Origin of the sequence: Streptococcus pluranimalium, assembly GCF_047785745.1 — a bacterium.
Classification (GTDB): domain Bacteria; phylum Bacillota; class Bacilli; order Lactobacillales; family Streptococcaceae; genus Streptococcus; species Streptococcus pluranimalium_B.
In genome coordinates, this window is sequence record NZ_JBLOJT010000007.1 from 30671 (window position 1) to 46948 (window position 16278).

A 16278-nucleotide genomic window follows, 5' to 3' on the forward strand; every position below is an offset into this window, starting at 1 on the left:
ATGAACAAATATTTAATTTTGTTAGCTGGACCACCGGCAACTGGAAAAAGTTATTTAGTTGGGATAATTGAAAAACAATTTCCCGGACTTTACAAAATCTCACCAGATGAATTTAAGGAAAATTTAGCTGACAGTGTAGGGTTTGATAATTTAAATGAAAAAAGTAAACTTGAGGTCTTAGTTTGGAAATTGTATTACCAAGCATTAGATGCTTATATGCACGTTGGTAAAGAAATAGTACTAACGGAGTATCCATTCTCAGATAAGCAGAAAGATAGAATAGAGAGATTAGCTAAAATTTATGACTACAGGATTATTACTATAAGATTAGTTGCTGATTTTGGTATCTTATGGAACAGGAGAATGCGACGAGATATTGATCCGTCAAGGCATCTAAGTCATATAATGACGCATTATCATAAAGGAGATACATTATCTGATAGACTGAAGGCTGACGATTTAATATCAAGGGATGAATTTTACGATATTATTAAAAGTCGAGGATATAACCATTTTGAATTAGGTAAACTTTTTGAAATTGATGTATCCGATTTTTCACAAGTAGATTATTCTGGATTAGTAAAAAAATTAAGTGGTATTATGACATAGAAAAAGTAGAGGTATTTGTTAATATGCCTCTACTTTTTTACGGATAATGTTGTAAAATGTCCCTTGTAATGGACAAACTATTATCACAAACAATTGCAGAAAACGATTACAATTTATATATCAGTAAGGGAGGTTGATATGAAAAAAAAGGATAGACTGAATCAGCTAATTAAAACCTTGACTGTAAAAAATCAATTTGTGACAGCTAGAGAGTTATCAGGTGAATTAGGGATTTCTGAAAAGACAATCTATCGAATGGTTCGTGAATTAAATGAGATCTATTTTCCTGAAGTACTTATAGTATCAGAAAAAGGTAAAGGTTATTGTTTAAATGAACACTTAAAAAATGGCTCCATAAATTTTATTGAGAATGAATACATGTCTGCGGAAAAACGACGTGAAAATATTTTGGAGCGGTTACTAATGATTTCCCCAAATAGCATTTCGACAATTGTTCTAGGACAAGAATTTTATGTCAGCGAAGCCCAAATACTGAAAGATAAACAGTTATTGCAGAGGCAAATTGCTCCGTATCATTTAGAAATGTTATCTCGAAAAGGGGAACTTCTTATCAGAGGACATGAGTTTGACATTAGACAAGCTATTGCTGACTTGATACCAAGTTTTAGCACGATTGATCTTGATAGACTGGGAATGATTAATGATACGAGCATTGATTCGACATTAGCACAGTTTCTACAGGATGAACTAAAGAAAGTCGAAAGAAATCTCAATGCCAAAATTCCCTACCCATATAATGTCAATATTTTTTCTCATCTCTATATTATGGTCCATAGAATTTTGAAGTCTAGAATTTTGAAACACTTACCTAATGAAGAAAATTCAGCTATTGAAATTGATGAAAAAGACCTATATGAGGAAAGCTGTCGGGTCATTGCAGCAATTGAAACATATATATATCGTGACATCCCTACTGTTGAGATAGAATATCTGTATCGTTATCTTGTCTCTTCGCGATTCCAAAGTCAGAAATTTGTATCCGGTTCCCCCAAATTTTCTAAAAGGGTGCACACAATAACAACACGCTTCTTCGAGGAATTTACCTTACTAAATTTATCTAATGTTAAAGAGGATTCACCACTTTTTGTAGATTTAGCCAATCATATTAATCCTTTGTTAAGAAGAATGGACAATAAGATAAGAATAAAAAATAGTATGCTTTGTGACATCAAGGAGAATTACAAAGCTATATTTGATGAATTAGTAAGGATTTCGAAAATGGTCAGTCAGGATTATGGCTTATCAAGTATTAATGCTGATGAGATTGGTTTTTTAACCTTGTATTTTGCTAGGTTTAAGGAGATACAAAGGAAAAGAGTAAAGGTAGTGATAATGTGTACAACTGGTATAGGAACTTCTGAATTATTGAAATCAAAAATAGAAAACAATTTTTCTGATTTAGAAATATTGGGAGTGACCAACTACCAAAAACCAGAAGATCTTATAAAACATTTTCCAAGTCTAGAGTTATTGATTTCAACAGTTGATTATCCTGAAACAAAGGTTTATAAGTCAATAGTGGTTAGTGCCTTATTGAGTGAAGATGATAAAAATCGTATTAGAAATTATATAAGGGATATTAGTTATGAAAAATGAGCAGATAGACTTATATCTAGGTACATCCCTAACAGATAAACAAAATATTTTAGAGTTTTTATATGATGCTAGCAATTTAAAAGGTAGTGTGACTCAGGAAGTTTTTTTTACTCAACTAGAAAAAAGAGAATCTCAAGGAAGTATTGAAATTGCAGAAGGGGTTATTTTACCACACTTTGAGTTAGAAGAACTTTCGCAGACGAAGATTATTATTGTTAGACCTATGGAAGGCATTATAAATTGGTCTTTGAAGGTGAAAAAGGTTGATGTTATTGTGGCGCTTTTCTATAAAACAGGACAAAATATGAATGAGATTAAAAGATTGATGCGGATGCTATCAGATGATTCATTCGTAGAGGATTTAAAAAAGAAAGATTTTGAAGAGTTAACTAAAATATTAAGGAATACTAAGGAGTAAATTATGCAAGTAGTTGATGCAATCGATCCTAAATTAGTCCTTACCGATTTAAAGGTAGCGAATAAAGAGGATATGTTAAAAACTTTAATAAAAAGTTTAAAAGCAAACGGTTATGTTAATGATTCTGAAGGTTTTTTAAAAGATGTTTACGATCGTGAAGCCGAAGGTCAGACAGGTATTGGTAATTTTGTAGCTATTCCACATGGCAAAAGTATTTTTGTGGATAAGGTAGGAGTAGCTATTGGTATTAATCACCAAGAAATTCCTTGGGAGAGTCTTGATAACAAAGGTGCTAAAGTTATTATCTTATTTGCTGTAGGCAATGATACCGAGGGAGGTCAAGAACATCTAAAGCTACTGTCGCTTTTTGCTAGAAAATTAGGTAATGATGAAGTTGTTAATCGTTTAGTAAATTCACAAACTGTTGATGATGTTATCAACGCATTTAAATAAAGGAGAAATCTATGAAAATTGTAGGAGTTGCAGCATGTACTGTCGGAATTGCACACACTTATATTGCACAAGAAAAACTTGAAAATGCAGCTAAGGCTGCAGGATATGAGGCACATATCGAAACGCAAGGAACTATTGGGATAGAAAATGAACTTACCCAGAAACAAATCAATGAAGCTGATGTTGTTATCTTAGCCATTGATGTCAAGATTTCAGGTATGGAACGGTTTGAAGGGAAAAAAGTAGTAAAAGTTCCAACTGAAGTTGCTATTAAATCACCAAATAAATTAATTGCTAAAGCTGTTGAGATTAGCACAAGATAAAGTCATTACAGGAGGTAAAGACATGATGAAACAACTTAATTTAAAAGGCCATCTTTTAACTGCTATTTCTTATTTAATTCCTATTGTTTGTGGTGCAGGCTTCCTTGTGGCTATTGGACTTGCTATGGGAGGAAGTGTTCCTGAGACACTTGTAGCTGGTGAATTTACATTTTGGGATACTCTAGCAACTATGGGAGGTAAGGCTTTAGGCCTTCTACCAGTTGTTATTGCAACAGGGATTGCCTTCTCTATTGCGGGTAAACCAGGTATTGCTCCAGGTTTTGTTGTAGGGCTTGTTGCCAATGCTATTGGTGCAGGCTTTATTGGTGGTATTTTAGGAGGGTATATTGCTGGGTATTTAGCACTAGCTATATTAAAAAAATGTAAAGTTCCGTCTTGGGCTAAGGGTCTTATGCCGACTCTAATAGTCCCATTCTTATCATCATTTATCAGTGGTATGATTATGATTTATGTCATTGGTGGTCCTATTGCTGCATTCACTGCATGGTTAACAGGCTTCTTACAAAGTTTAGGAGATGCTTCAAATGGTGTTATGGGAGCTGTTGTTGGTGTTCTAAGTGCAGTGGACTTTGGTGGCCCACTTAATAAAACCGTATATGCTTTTGTTTTGACGCTTCAAGCCGAAGGGGTGAAAGAACCCTTAACAGCTTTACAATTGGTTAATACAGCAACACCCGTAGGATTTGGTTTTGCTTATTTAGTAGCCAAGTTATTAAAGAAAAATATTTATACAAAAAGTGAAATTGAAACCTTAAAATCTGCTGTTCCAATGGGAGTTGTTAATATTGTTGAGGGAGTTATTCCAATTGTTATGAATAATCTAGTACCTGGCTTGGTGGCTACGGCTATCGGTGGAGCAGTTGGGGGATCAGTATCTATGGCGATGGGAGCAGATTCGAGTGTGCCGTTTGGTGGAGTATTAATGCTTCCTACAATGACTAAGCCACTAGCAGGTATTTGTGCACTGTTAGCTAATGTTCTTGTAACAGGAATTGTTTATGCCATACTTAAGAAAAATGTTACAGAAGAAGATGAACTTGCTGTTGCCAATGTTGAAGATGAAGAAGATATTGACTTTGATGATATCGAAATTTTATAAGGAGAAACAGGATGTCAAATGTAGAATTTTCACCGTCTCTAATGACAATGGATTTGGATAAATTCACAGAACAAATTACGTTTTTGAATGATCATGTTGGTTCATATCATATTGATATTATGGATGGTCATTTTGTTCCTAATATTACCTTATCTCCATGGTTTATTGAAGCAGTCAGAAAAATATCAACAATTCCCATATCAGCACATCTTATGGTTACTGATCCGACCTTTTGGGTTGATCAATTAATCAATGTCCGTGCAGAGTGGATTTGTATCCATGCTGAAGTTCTAAATGGTTTAGCGTTCCGCTTATTTGATAAAATTCATGAAGCTGGTTTAAAAACGGGGGTTGTATTAAATCCTGAAACACCTGTTGAAACGATCCTTCCTTACATTGAATTAGTTGATAAGATTACTATTATGACAGTAGATCCTGGTTTTGCAGGGCAACGATTCTTGGAAAATATGCTCGATAAAATTGTTGAACTTAAGACTTTGAGAGAAGAGAACGGTTATCAATATGTTGTTGAAATGGATGGTTCTTCAAGTCGAAAAACATTTAAGCGTATTGATGAAGCTGGACCTGATATTTATGTTATCGGTCGTAGTGGTTTATTTGGTCTTTCTGAAAATATAGAAGAATCATGGGATATTATGACACAAGATTATTTTGAAATGACTGGAAAAAAAGTCGAATAAACTAGCTAAAATATTTCAAATGACTAAAAAGTATAGATTCTACTTGTTTAAATTTAAGTTTTTTGCAATTTTCCCCTTTGTTTTACAAAAAAACAAAGGAAATTTCAGAAAAAATAAGAAAATAATGAAAAAGTAGTTAAAACATTGACTTTGAAACAGAAAACGATTACAATTCAAAACGAGTGGCATTCAAAGAGTCATATCTCAAATGCAAATTTATAAAATTAAAGGAGTTCTCATGAAATTTTTCTTAGATACAGCTAATGTAGAAGCAATCAAGGAAATCAACAGTCTGGGTGTTGTTGATGGCGTAACGACCAATCCAACCATCATCTCCAAAGAGGGGCGCGATTTTGAAGAAGTCATTAAAGAAATCTGTAGCATCGTTGATGGTCCTGTTTCAGCAGAAGTGACAGGTCTAAAAGCAGAGGATATGGTTGAAGAAGCTAGAGCTATTGCCAAATGGGCTGACAATGTCGTGGTCAAGATTCCGATGACATCAGAAGGTCTTAAGGCTGTTAATATATTGTCTCAAGAAGGGATTAAGACGAATGTGACCCTCATTTTTACCGTTTCCCAAGGTCTAATGGCAATGAAAGCTGGTGCGACTTTCATTAGTCCATTTATTGGACGCTTGGAAGATATTGGGACAGATGCCTATCAACTGATTTTAGAATTGAGACATATCATTGATTTATATGGGTTTGAAACAGAAATTATTGCCGCAAGTATTCGTAATGCTACTCATGTCGAAAAAGTAGCAGGTTTAGGGGCTCATATTGCTACTATTCCAGATGCTCTGTTTGATAAAATGACAAAACATCCATTGACAGATGCAGGTATTGCGACATTCTTGAAAGATTGGGAAGCATTTAAACAATAAAAAGAACAAATGTCTGAAAGTATTCAGGCATTTTGTGGTAATAATATTAGTTAATGAGTTATATAAGTTCAATTTTATGGTATAATTAAAAACGATTACATACCAATTTTTGTGAAATGGGAGACCATTTCTTGTTATAAAGGAGGAATTATGACTTTTGATGCAGTTGATCAACTCGCGGTAAACACCATCCGCTCACTTTCAATGGATATGATCCAAAAAGCCAACTCTGGGCACCCAGGACTACCGATGGGAGCAGCGCCAATGGCTTACGTTCTTTGGAATCAATTTTTGAATGTTAATCCAAAAACAAGTCGTTCATGGACTAACCGCGACCGCTTTGTCTTATCAGCAGGTCATGGTAGTGCCTTGATTTACAGCTTACTTCACTTGTCAGGTTACGATGTTTCTATGGAAGACATCAAAAACTTCCGTCAATTTGGTTCTAAAACGCCAGGACACCCAGAAGTTAATTACACAGATGGTGTTGAAGCGACAACTGGGCCACTGGGACAAGGGATTGCTAACGCTGTCGGTATGGCGATGGCAGAAGCGCACCTAGCCGCTAAATACAACAAACCTGATTTTAATATCGTTGACCACTATACCTTCGCGCTTAATGGTGACGGAGACTTGATGGAAGGTGTCTCTCAAGAAGCAGCTAGCTTGGCAGGACACTTGAAATTAGGTAAATTGGTTCTCCTTTACGATTCAAATGACATTTCACTAGATGGGCCAACCTCAAAAGCCTTTACAGAAGATGTCAAAGGTCGGTTCGAAGCATATGGATGGCAGCATCTTTTGGTTGAGGATGGTAATGATTTAGAAGGCATTGCTAAAGCAATTGAAGAAGCCAAAGCAGAATCAGAAAAACCAACCATTATCGAAATCAAAACCATCATTGGTTACGGTGCTAAGAACCAAGGGACATCTGCTGTTCATGGAGCGCCTCTTGGTGATGAAGGCATTGTTCACGCTAAAGCTGCCTATAGCTATGATTATCCTGCCTTTACAGTACCTGAAGAAGTGTCAGAACGTTTTGCAGCAGGCTTACAAGCGCGTGGTGAAAAAGCAGAAACAGAATGGAATGAACTTTTTGCTAAATATGAAGCTGAGTACCCAGAATTAGCAGCTGATTATAAAGAAGCTTTTGCATTGAAACCAGTCGAAGTAGAACTTGAAGCTCACCAAGTTGGTGAAAGCTCAGCTAGCCGTGTAACCAGTCAAGCAGCTATTCAACAAATTTCTGAGCAAGTGTCATATTTCTGGGGCGGTTCCGCAGACCTTTCTGCTTCAAACAACACGATGGTTAAGGCTGAAACGGATTATCAAGCCGATAACTACCAAGGTCGTAACATCTGGTTTGGTGTTCGTGAGTTTGCCATGGCAGCAGCTATGAATGGTATCGCCCTACATGGTGGTAGCCGTGTTTATGGCGGAACCTTCTTCGTCTTCTCAAATTATCTCCTCCCAGCTGTTCGTATGGCTGCTTTACAAGAATTACCAACTGTTTACGTCATGACACATGATTCTGTAGCTGTTGGAGAAGATGGGCCAACTCATGAGCCAATCGAGCAATTGGCAAGTGTGCGTTCTATGCCAAACTTAAACGTTATTCGTCCAGCTGACGGTAACGAGGTTAATGCAGCATGGAAGCGTGCCCTTAGTGAAACGAAAACACCAACCATGTTAGTTTTGACTCGTCAAAACTTACCAGTTCTTGAGGGAACTTCTGAACTAGCTGAAGAGGGTCTGAATAAAGGAGCCTACATTCTTTCAGAAGCAAAAGGTGATCTTGACGGTATTATCATTGCCACAGGTTCAGAAGTGAAACTTGCCCTTGATACGCAAGTAGCGTTAGCTGAAGAAGGCACTCACGTTCGTGTGGTATCAATGCCATCACAAAACCTTTTTGATGCTCAACCAGCTGAATACAAAGAAGAAGTTCTTCCAAGTTCAGTAACAAAACGTCTTGCGATTGAAGCAGCAGCAAGTTTTGGTTGGGAACGTTACACCGGTTTGAATGGTGCAACCCTCACTATCGATACATGGGGAACATCTGCGCCAGGAAATAAAATCTTTGAAGAGTACGGCTTCACAGTTGATAATGCCCTTGATTTATACAAGGCTCTTTAAGAGTTACAAAAGTCTCACAAAGGTGAGGCTTTTTAGTTGCTTTGAAATCTATAACCGAATACAATAGTGATATGGGTTACAGAGGAATGATCAACTTTGCTTCAGATTTTGTTGGCAGCAAGCTGTTGACAGATCTAATAATCCGCTTTAGATAGGTTGACTATCCCTCTATACATACACTCATTTTGGACTAAATAAATTCGCTTAAAATAAAGGAGGCTCCTATGCCATTTAAAAAGATAAGTTTACTTGCTGTGACTGCTTTGTCTGTTCTTGCATTAGCAGCGTGTGATATAGATGATGATGACAAGGTTGAAAAACAGCAAAACACGACCAACCAAGTTGCTAAAAAAGATAATACATCTGTCAAGCTTTCTGAAAAAGAAGCTAAGAAAAAAGCTTTTGAAGCGGCTGGTGTAACAGAAAAAGAAGTGAGCAATCTTCAGGTGAAACAAGATTTTGACGATGCCACGCCAACTTACGAGATTGATTTTGTTAAGGATCAAACAGAGTACAACTACTCTATTGATGCGAATACAGGGGATATTGTAGAAGAAAGCACGGAAAAAGCTGATGACCTAGGGAACAGTTCTTCACAATCAGTTAAATTAAGCCAAGATGAAGCTAAGAAAAAGGCATTGGAAAGTGCTAGTTTATCTGAAAAAGAAGTGAAAAATCTTATCATAGAAGAAGATGTTGATGATGTTACACCAAGCTACGACATTGAATTTGTTAAAGATGGTACAGAATATTCCTACACTATTGATGCTAATACAGGAGATATTCTTGAGCAAAGTACCGAATCTGTTAATGACTAAGAGCGAGAATCTTTGATTTTCGCTTTTTATTGTCCTTAGTCATGTCATTTCTTTAAAAAATTTAGTATAATCTGCTTATGAAACGTGAATTTAGTAAGGTGAAACGTCTGGTTATAAAAATCGGAACCAGCTCCCTGGTTCTACCAGATGGTAATATCAATTTAGAAAAGATAGATCAGTTGGCTTTTGTCATTGCAAGTTTACAGAATAAAGGGCTAGAGGTTGTTTTGGTTTCTTCGGGCGCTATGGGTTTTGGTTTAAACCTTTTAGATATGGACAAAAGACCTCATGAATTAGCAAAGCAACAAGCCGTCTCAAGTGTGGGTCAAGTAGCTATGATGAGTCTCTATGCTCAGATTTTCTCTCATTATCAAACAAAAGTTTCTCAAATTTTGTTGACCCGTGATGTGGTGGAATTTCCTGAGAGTCTAGAAAATGTTACCAACGCCTTTGAGAGTCTCTTGAATTTAGGGATTGTTCCCATTGTTAATGAAAATGATGCTGTTAGCGTTGATGAGATGGACCACACGACTAAATTTGGTGACAATGACCGTTTGTCGGCTATCGTGGCTAAGATTGTCCAAGCAGATCTCTTGATTATGCTATCAGACATCGATGGACTTTTTGATAAGAATCCAACCATATATGACGATGCCGTTTTGCGAACACATGTCGCTGAGATTACTGAAGATATTCTAAAATCAGCTGGTGGAGCGGGGTCTAAGTTTGGGACAGGAGGGATGCTCAGTAAAATCCAGTCAGCCCAAATGATGTTTGAACATCGTGGTGCCATGGTCTTAATGAACGGGGAAAATCCAAGAGATATTCTCAGAGTATTGGATGGTCAGGTCATCGGTACCCTTTTTAAACAAGAAAAGTAGGAAATGCTTATGTCAATAATCGAAAGACTTGGAAAACAAGCTAAAGTGGCTAGTCGTGATTTAATAAAGTTATCAACAGCTGAAAAGAATCAGTTGCTTCTAGCTTTGTCTGATGCTCTGGTCAAATCATCAGCAATGATCTTGGAAGCCAATGCTAAAGATGTCGCAGCTGCTTCTGAGCACGGTATCTCAGAGGTCATGGTTGATCGTTTACGTCTGACGCAGGATCGTATTGAGGCGATTGCAGAAGGGGTGCGGCAAGTAGCAGATTTGGCCGATCCGATTGGTCAAGTCGTGCGAGGTTATACGAACTTAGATGGCTTGAAAATTATTCAAAAACGAGTGCCTCTTGGGGTGATTGCCATGATTTTTGAGAGTCGCCCTAACGTTTCCATTGATGCCTTTAGTTTAGCCTTCAAGACCAATAATGCTATTATCCTTCGAGGCGGAAAGGATGCTATTCACTCCAACACTGCTCTTATAAAGGTGGCTCGTCAAATTATTGAGCATGCGGGTTACAATCCAGATGTTGTTCAGTTAGTCGAAGATACCTCCCATGCCGTAGCAGAAGAATTGATGGCAGCGACTGCTTATGTTGATATCTTAATCCCACGTGGCGGTGCCAGCTTGATTCAAACGGTTAAAGAAAAAGCTAAGGTGCCAGTTATTGAAACTGGTGTTGGCAATGTTCATATTTACGTGGATAAGTTTGCGGATTTAGACATGGCAACTAACATTGTTATCAATGCTAAAACCTCCAGACCAAGTGTCTGTAATGCTGCAGAAAATCTCGTGGTTCACAGCGAGGTCGCAGCAGATTTCTTACCTAAGTTAGAAGCTGAACTTTCTGGTAAACAGTCGGTTGAATTCCGTGCTGATAAAGCTGCGATGCCTTATTTGGCAAATTCTATTGAAGCGACAGATGAAGACTTTGCGACCGAGTTTCTGGATTATATCATGTCGGTCAAGGTAGTTGATCATTTTGAAGAAGCTCTAGATTGGATAAACAGTTACACTACTCATCACTCAGAGGCGATTGTGACCCAGAATATTAGTAGAGCGGAAACATTCCAAGACAGCATCGACGCAGCAGCCGTCTATGTTAACGCTTCAACTCGATTTACAGACGGTTATGTCTTTGGACTGGGTGCTGAAATCGGTATTTCAACGCAGAAAATGCATGCGCGTGGTCCAATGGGCTTGGAAGCCTTAACCTCAACCAAATTTTATATTAATGGTCAAGGGCAAATCAGAGAATAATCACTTCCGAGGTATTTTTATGAATGATCAAAACACCGAAGTAAAGAAAGCTTTAGATACTCTGTTGACCGCCATCGGAGAGTGCCAACGAGATATTGATAGCCTCAAAGATTGGAGTTTAGTTGATTTGTTTGGTGGCAACTTTTTTATGAGTAGTGTCAAAAGGGATAAAATCACTAAGCTCAATCAGAAACTAGAAGCCTTAAATCAGTTGATCAACATTAGTCACGATGTTATGGAAGATAGTCCATTTAGCTTAATTCCTTATGTCTCAAACACAAAGTATGATCGATTATGGGATATTTGGGCTGATAATATCGTCAAAGATTGGCGGGTTTGTGAGGAGATAGAGACGATTTCTGAGCAGGTGACACAGCTAAAAGAAAAGGCTCGAGACTTGCTAGATAGCCTAGTTTAAGAAAAGCCAGTTTTTACCTGGACTGCTTGCTCCAAGAGGTAAGCTACTCTTGTCTTTTGCACATTTAAGGCAAGCAAGAATCATTTATGATATAATAAAAGTTATGACTAACGACTTTCATCATGTAACGGTGCTTTTGCACGAAACCGTTGATATGCTTGACATTAAGCCAGACGGAATATACGTGGATGCGACCCTTGGTGGCGCAGGCCATTCGTCTTATTTATTATCCCAACTATCCGAAAAGGGGCACCTCTACTGTTTTGATCAGGATCAGACAGCTATTGATAATGCTCAATTAAAACTAAAAGATTATATTGACAAGGGAATGGTGACCTTCATCAAAGATAATTTCCGTCATTTGAAGTCGAATCTAGAACAACTAGGTGTGACTGAGATTGATGGGATTTTGTATGATTTGGGCGTCTCTAGCCCGCAACTAGATGAGCGCGACCGCGGCTTTTCCTATAAGCAGGATGCTCCTCTTGACATGCGTATGAATCGTCAAGCTGAGCTAACAGCTTACGATGTTATCAATATTTACGATTACCATGACCTGGTCCGTATTTTCTTTAAGTATGGTGAGGATAAATTCTCTAAACAGATTGCCCGTAAGATTGAGCAAGCCCGTCAAGTCAAGCCGATTGAGACAACAACCGAATTAGCAGAGCTTATTAAATCAGCTAAACCTGCTAAAGAACTCAAGAAAAAAGGACACCCAGCAAAACAGATTTTCCAAGCCATTAGGATTGAGGTCAATGATGAATTAGGTGCAGCAGATGATTCTATCCAAGCAGCTATGGAGTTATTAGCTGTCGATGGACGCATTTCTGTGATTACCTTCCATTCTTTGGAGGATCGCTTAACCAAACAACTCTTCAAAGAGGCTTCAACGGTAGAAGTTCCAAAAGGCTTGCCATTTATTCCAGATGACTTACAACCTAAGATGGAGCTGGTTAATCGGAAACCGATTTTACCAAGTCAAGAAGAATTAGAAGCTAATAATCGTGCTCACTCAGCCAAGTTACGAGTGGCAAAGAAAGTTAGGAAATAACGATGTCGAACGAAACCAAACGCGAAGCGCTCACAGAAGCTCTTCAAAAAAGGATCCGTACCTTTACCCGTATTGAAAAGGCTTTTTATGGTGCCATTGTGATAACAGCAATTGTCATGGCAATTAGCATTATTTATCTGCAAAGTCGTAATATGCAGGTGCAACAAGAAATCAATCATTGGAATGTCGAAATAAACGGTGCTCAAACGGATCTCAATGACGCTAAGCAAGAGGTCAATGAACTGAGCCGTTATGATCGTATTTCTGAAATTGCCAAAAAAGCTGGATTAAGCATTCAAAATGACAATATTCAAAATGTGGAGTAGAAATGAGTAAACTTCGAAAACTCTTTCTTGATTATGTGGTCAAGATTAGAAAAGAATACCCAGAAGAGAATAGGCGTTATGCTGGTCAAAATCTGATGATCCTTACGGTGTTCATCTTTTTTGTCTTTGTCATTAATTTTGCCGTCATTGTTGGTTCAGATCGTAAATTTGGCGTAAACTTATCAGAAGGTGCCAAAGCTGTCTATAACACTAGAACAACACTTCAAGCAAGACGGGGCAGTATTTTTGATCGTAATGGTAACGTCATTGCTGAGAATTCGACAACTTATAGCGTCTATGCCATTATTGATAAGACCTATGTTAATACTGATCAAGAGAAATTATATGTACAAGCTTCTCAATTTGACAAAGTTGCTGATATTTTTAGTGAATTGCTGGGGATGGAGAAAAAATACGTCATTAGCCAGCTGAAGCAAAAGAAGCTTACGCAAGTATCCTTTGGGACGAAAGGCTCTAATCTTAGCTATAGCAAGATGAGTGCCCTCAAGGAGGCTGTTGAAAAAGCGAAAATTAAGGGGATTTCTTTCGATACTAGTACTAGTCGGATGTATCCCAACGGTGTTTTTGCTTCTCAATTCATCGGCCTGGCGCAACGTCATACAGAAGAGGATGGTTCTACACTCCTATCAGGTGTGACTGGGGTAGAGGCATCTTTAAATGATGTTCTTTCGGGGAAAGATGGTCTGGTTGAGTACGAAAAAGATCGCAATGGTAATATTCTCTTAGGAACTCAAAGCGTAGTCAAAAAAGCAGTTGATGGCCGTGATGTCTACACGACCTTATCAGCCCCACTTCAAACCTATCTTGAAACGCAGATGGATGCCTTCCAAGCAGAAGTTAAAGGTAAGTTTGCAAGTGCAACAATTGTCAATTCACAAACTGGTGAAATTTTAGCGACAACTCAGAGACCAAGTTTTAATTCTGATACCCTTGAAGGGCTTGAGGAGAAAAATTTCTCTTGGCAAAACATGCTTTATCAGACCAATTATGAGCCAGGATCAACGATGAAAGTCATGACCCTAGCTTCAGCTATTGATGATAAAAAATTCAAAGCTAATGAATATTTCACCAACTCAGGACTTGATTTATCAGGTATTATCGTTAATGACTGGTCTGTCAATAATGGTACAGCCAGAATCCAGACCATGACCTTTGCTCAAGGATTTGCTTATTCTAGTAACGTCGGTATGACACTCTTGGAGCAAAAAATGGGAAATGCCAAGTGGCGTGACTATTTGACAAAATTTAGGTTTGGAGAACCAACTTATTTTGGAATGGGAGCTGAATCAGCTGGTGTCATTTCTAATAATAGTGTTAATACCTCAACCAGTGCCTTTGGTCAGGGGATTTCAGTGACACAGTCTCAAATGTTGCGAGCCTTTAGTGGGGTTTCTAATGACGGTGAGATGTTAGAGCCACAATTTATTAGCCAAGTAGTAGATCATAATGATAGTACCAGTCGAGTGGCTAAACCTGAGATTGTGGGAAAACCAGTTAGTAAAAAAGCAGCTGAAGAAACGCGTGAGCACATGGTTGCAGTTGGAACGACTCCTTATTACGGGACACTTTATGCAAATTGGCTGGGTGAACCTATTATCCAGGTTGGCAATGAATCTATCGCTGTAAAATCAGGGACAGCTGAGATTGCCAAAGAAGATGGTTCAGGTTATCTGACTGGAGAGCGTGATTACATCTATTCTGTTGTAGCCATGGTTCCTGCTGAAAAACCTATTTTTACGATGTATGTTACGGTTCAACAGCCTGGCAGTTGGAAAGATTTGGAGTGGCGAACGATTTTTAACCCAGTCCTTCAAGAAGCTATGACCATGCAAGATCAGTTGCTCACATCAGTTGCTGACAAGGAAGAACGCAGTGAGACAACTTATAAAATGCCAGATTTTATCGGAGAATCTAGTGCAACAGCTGTGGAAACCCTACGTAAAAACCTGGTTCATCCTATCTTAGTAGGTGATGGTGCTAAAGTGAGTAAAATATCTGTCACAAAAGGTACAAAACTAAAGGCTAATCAACAAATCCTGGTGCAAGCTGGTAAAGTCGATGAAATGCCAGATATGTATGGCTGGAGTAAACGAAATGTCCAGGCGTTTGCCAAATGGAATGACTTGAGCATTACCATCAAAGGTTCAGGAAGAGTTGTCAAACAAAATACGGATGTCGGTACACCGTTTAGAAAAAAGAAAAATATCAAAATTACATTGGGAGATTAACATGTTAGTCAGTTTAATAGTTGGTATTGTGAGCTTTGTTTTCACGATTAACGCTATGCCCTTCTTTATTCGCTATTATCAGATGAAAAAAATTGGTGGACAGCAAATGCACGAGGATGTTAAACAACATCTGGCAAAAGCTGGAACACCAACTATGGGAGGAACTGTTTTTCTAACAGTAAGTCTTCTTATCAGTCTTGTTTTTGGACTTATGACTCAAATCAATCAAGGAGCACCTATTGGGGCTACCATCGGCATTTTATCTGTTGTGCTAATTTATGGTATTATTGGATTCTTGGATGATTTTTTGAAAATCTTTAAGCAAATCAATGAAGGCTTGACCCCTTGGCAAAAAATGGCGCTTCAGATGATAGCCGGCTTGCTTTTCTATTTTGCCCATGTGCGTCCAAGTGGTATCACCAGTTTAACGATTTTAGGTTGGGAACTTCCTTTAGGTGTTTTCTACGTTGCTTTTGTCATTTTCTGGGTTGTTGGTTTTTCAAATGCTGTTAATCTTACAGACGGTATCGATGGATTAGCTTCTATTTCAGTTGTGATTAGCTTAACGGCCTATGGGGTCATTGCTTTTCTTCAAAAACAATTTGATATTTTGCTCATTATTACGTCAATGATTGGTGCCCTTTTAGGCTTTTTTATCTTTAATAAAAAGCCTGCTAAGGTCTTTATGGGAGACGTTGGCTCACTAGCACTGGGAGCGATGTTAGCAGCTATTTCGATTGCCCTTCGTCAAGAGTGGACGCTCCTTCTTATCGGCCTTGTCTACGTTATTGAGACCGCTTCTGTGATGTTACAGGTTTCATACTTTAAATTCACTAAGAAAAAGTACGGGGAAGGCCGTCGTATTTTCCGAATGACCCCTTTCCATCATCATCTTGAGCTAGGTGGTTTATCAGGAAACGGTGAACGCTGGAGTGAATGGAAAGTTGATGGCTTTATGTGGTCAGTCGCTCTTGTTTCAAGCCTAATTACCTTAGTGTTACTTTATCTATAA

At 38.1% G+C, this 16278-nt stretch carries 17 protein-coding genes; all 17 read left to right on the forward strand.

The genetic code is table 11. The features are described 5' to 3' along the window. The 17 genes from ACMZ6U_RS02235 to mraY all read left to right on the forward strand — a co-directional run bounded on the left by ACMZ6U_RS02235 (nucleotide 1) and on the right by mraY (nucleotide 16278). Nucleotides 1-609, forward strand: a complete 609-nt coding sequence (locus tag ACMZ6U_RS02235) for a kinase (RefSeq protein ID WP_416106023.1) — start codon at nucleotides 1-3, stop codon at nucleotides 607-609. Nucleotides 610-747: 138 nt separating this feature from the next. Beyond that, nucleotides 748-2226: a BglG family transcription antiterminator gene (locus ACMZ6U_RS02240; RefSeq protein WP_416106024.1), complete on the forward strand. Its 1479-nt coding sequence runs from the start codon at nucleotides 748-750 to the stop codon at nucleotides 2224-2226. After that, on the forward strand, nucleotides 2216-2644 hold the full coding sequence (locus ACMZ6U_RS02245; protein WP_416106025.1) for a PTS sugar transporter subunit IIA: 429 nt from the start codon (nucleotides 2216-2218) through the stop codon (nucleotides 2642-2644). Before ACMZ6U_RS02240 ends, ACMZ6U_RS02245 begins: the two co-directional genes overlap by 11 nt. Before the next feature lie 3 nt (nucleotides 2645-2647). Next, nucleotides 2648-3097, forward strand: a complete 450-nt coding sequence (locus tag ACMZ6U_RS02250) for a fructose PTS transporter subunit IIA (protein WP_416106026.1) — start codon at nucleotides 2648-2650, stop codon at nucleotides 3095-3097. A gap of 11 nt (nucleotides 3098-3108) precedes the next feature. Continuing rightward, entirely contained in the window at nucleotides 3109-3420 is a 312-nt protein-coding gene (locus ACMZ6U_RS02255; protein WP_415670306.1) for a PTS fructose transporter subunit IIB, read from the forward strand. A gap of 22 nt (nucleotides 3421-3442) precedes the next feature. After that, complete coding sequence (locus tag ACMZ6U_RS02260) at nucleotides 3443-4540, forward strand: PTS fructose transporter subunit IIC (protein WP_415670305.1); 1098 nt, start codon at nucleotides 3443-3445, stop codon at nucleotides 4538-4540. An 11-nt stretch (nucleotides 4541-4551) separates the two neighbouring features. Further along, on the forward strand, nucleotides 4552-5241 hold the full coding sequence (gene alsE, locus ACMZ6U_RS02265; RefSeq protein WP_416106027.1) for a D-allulose 6-phosphate 3-epimerase: 690 nt from the start codon (nucleotides 4552-4554) through the stop codon (nucleotides 5239-5241). A 238-nt stretch (nucleotides 5242-5479) separates the two neighbouring features. Beyond that, nucleotides 5480-6124: a fructose-6-phosphate aldolase gene (gene fsa, locus ACMZ6U_RS02270; RefSeq protein WP_416106028.1), complete on the forward strand. Its 645-nt coding sequence runs from the start codon at nucleotides 5480-5482 to the stop codon at nucleotides 6122-6124. Nucleotides 6125-6274: 150 nt separating this feature from the next. Continuing rightward, nucleotides 6275-8260 carry a transketolase gene (tkt, locus tag ACMZ6U_RS02275; protein WP_416106029.1) on the forward strand — a complete coding sequence of 662 codons (1986 nt, stop codon included), beginning with the start codon at nucleotides 6275-6277 and terminating at the stop codon, nucleotides 8258-8260. A 224-nt stretch (nucleotides 8261-8484) separates the two neighbouring features. Further along, nucleotides 8485-9078 carry a PepSY domain-containing protein gene (locus ACMZ6U_RS02280; protein ID WP_416106030.1) on the forward strand — a complete coding sequence of 198 codons (594 nt, stop codon included), beginning with the start codon at nucleotides 8485-8487 and terminating at the stop codon, nucleotides 9076-9078. Between the two features lie 77 nt (nucleotides 9079-9155). Beyond that, nucleotides 9156-9959 (forward strand): glutamate 5-kinase, encoded by an 804-nt coding sequence (gene proB / locus ACMZ6U_RS02285; protein WP_416106031.1) that lies wholly within the window; start codon nucleotides 9156-9158, stop codon nucleotides 9957-9959. Nucleotides 9960-9968: 9 nt separating this feature from the next. After that, nucleotides 9969-11219: a glutamate-5-semialdehyde dehydrogenase gene (locus tag ACMZ6U_RS02290; protein ID WP_416106032.1), complete on the forward strand. Its 1251-nt coding sequence runs from the start codon at nucleotides 9969-9971 to the stop codon at nucleotides 11217-11219. A gap of 19 nt (nucleotides 11220-11238) precedes the next feature. Next, nucleotides 11239-11637 carry a hypothetical protein gene (locus tag ACMZ6U_RS02295; protein WP_416106033.1) on the forward strand — a complete coding sequence of 133 codons (399 nt, stop codon included), beginning with the start codon at nucleotides 11239-11241 and terminating at the stop codon, nucleotides 11635-11637. A 103-nt stretch (nucleotides 11638-11740) separates the two neighbouring features. Next, nucleotides 11741-12691, forward strand: a complete 951-nt coding sequence (gene rsmH / locus ACMZ6U_RS02300) for a 16S rRNA (cytosine(1402)-N(4))-methyltransferase RsmH (RefSeq protein WP_416106034.1) — start codon at nucleotides 11741-11743, stop codon at nucleotides 12689-12691. 2 nt (nucleotides 12692-12693) lie between these two features. Further along, on the forward strand, nucleotides 12694-13017 hold the full coding sequence (gene ftsL, locus ACMZ6U_RS02305) for a cell division protein FtsL (protein WP_415670296.1): 324 nt from the start codon (nucleotides 12694-12696) through the stop codon (nucleotides 13015-13017). Between the two features lie 2 nt (nucleotides 13018-13019). Continuing rightward, a complete protein-coding gene (pbp2X, locus tag ACMZ6U_RS02310; RefSeq protein ID WP_416106035.1) occupies nucleotides 13020-15266 on the forward strand; it encodes a penicillin-binding protein PBP2X in 2247 nt (748 codons plus the stop codon). Between the two features lies 1 nt (nucleotide 15267). After that, nucleotides 15268-16278, forward strand: a complete 1011-nt coding sequence (gene mraY, locus ACMZ6U_RS02315; RefSeq protein WP_416106036.1) for a phospho-N-acetylmuramoyl-pentapeptide-transferase — start codon at nucleotides 15268-15270, stop codon at nucleotides 16276-16278.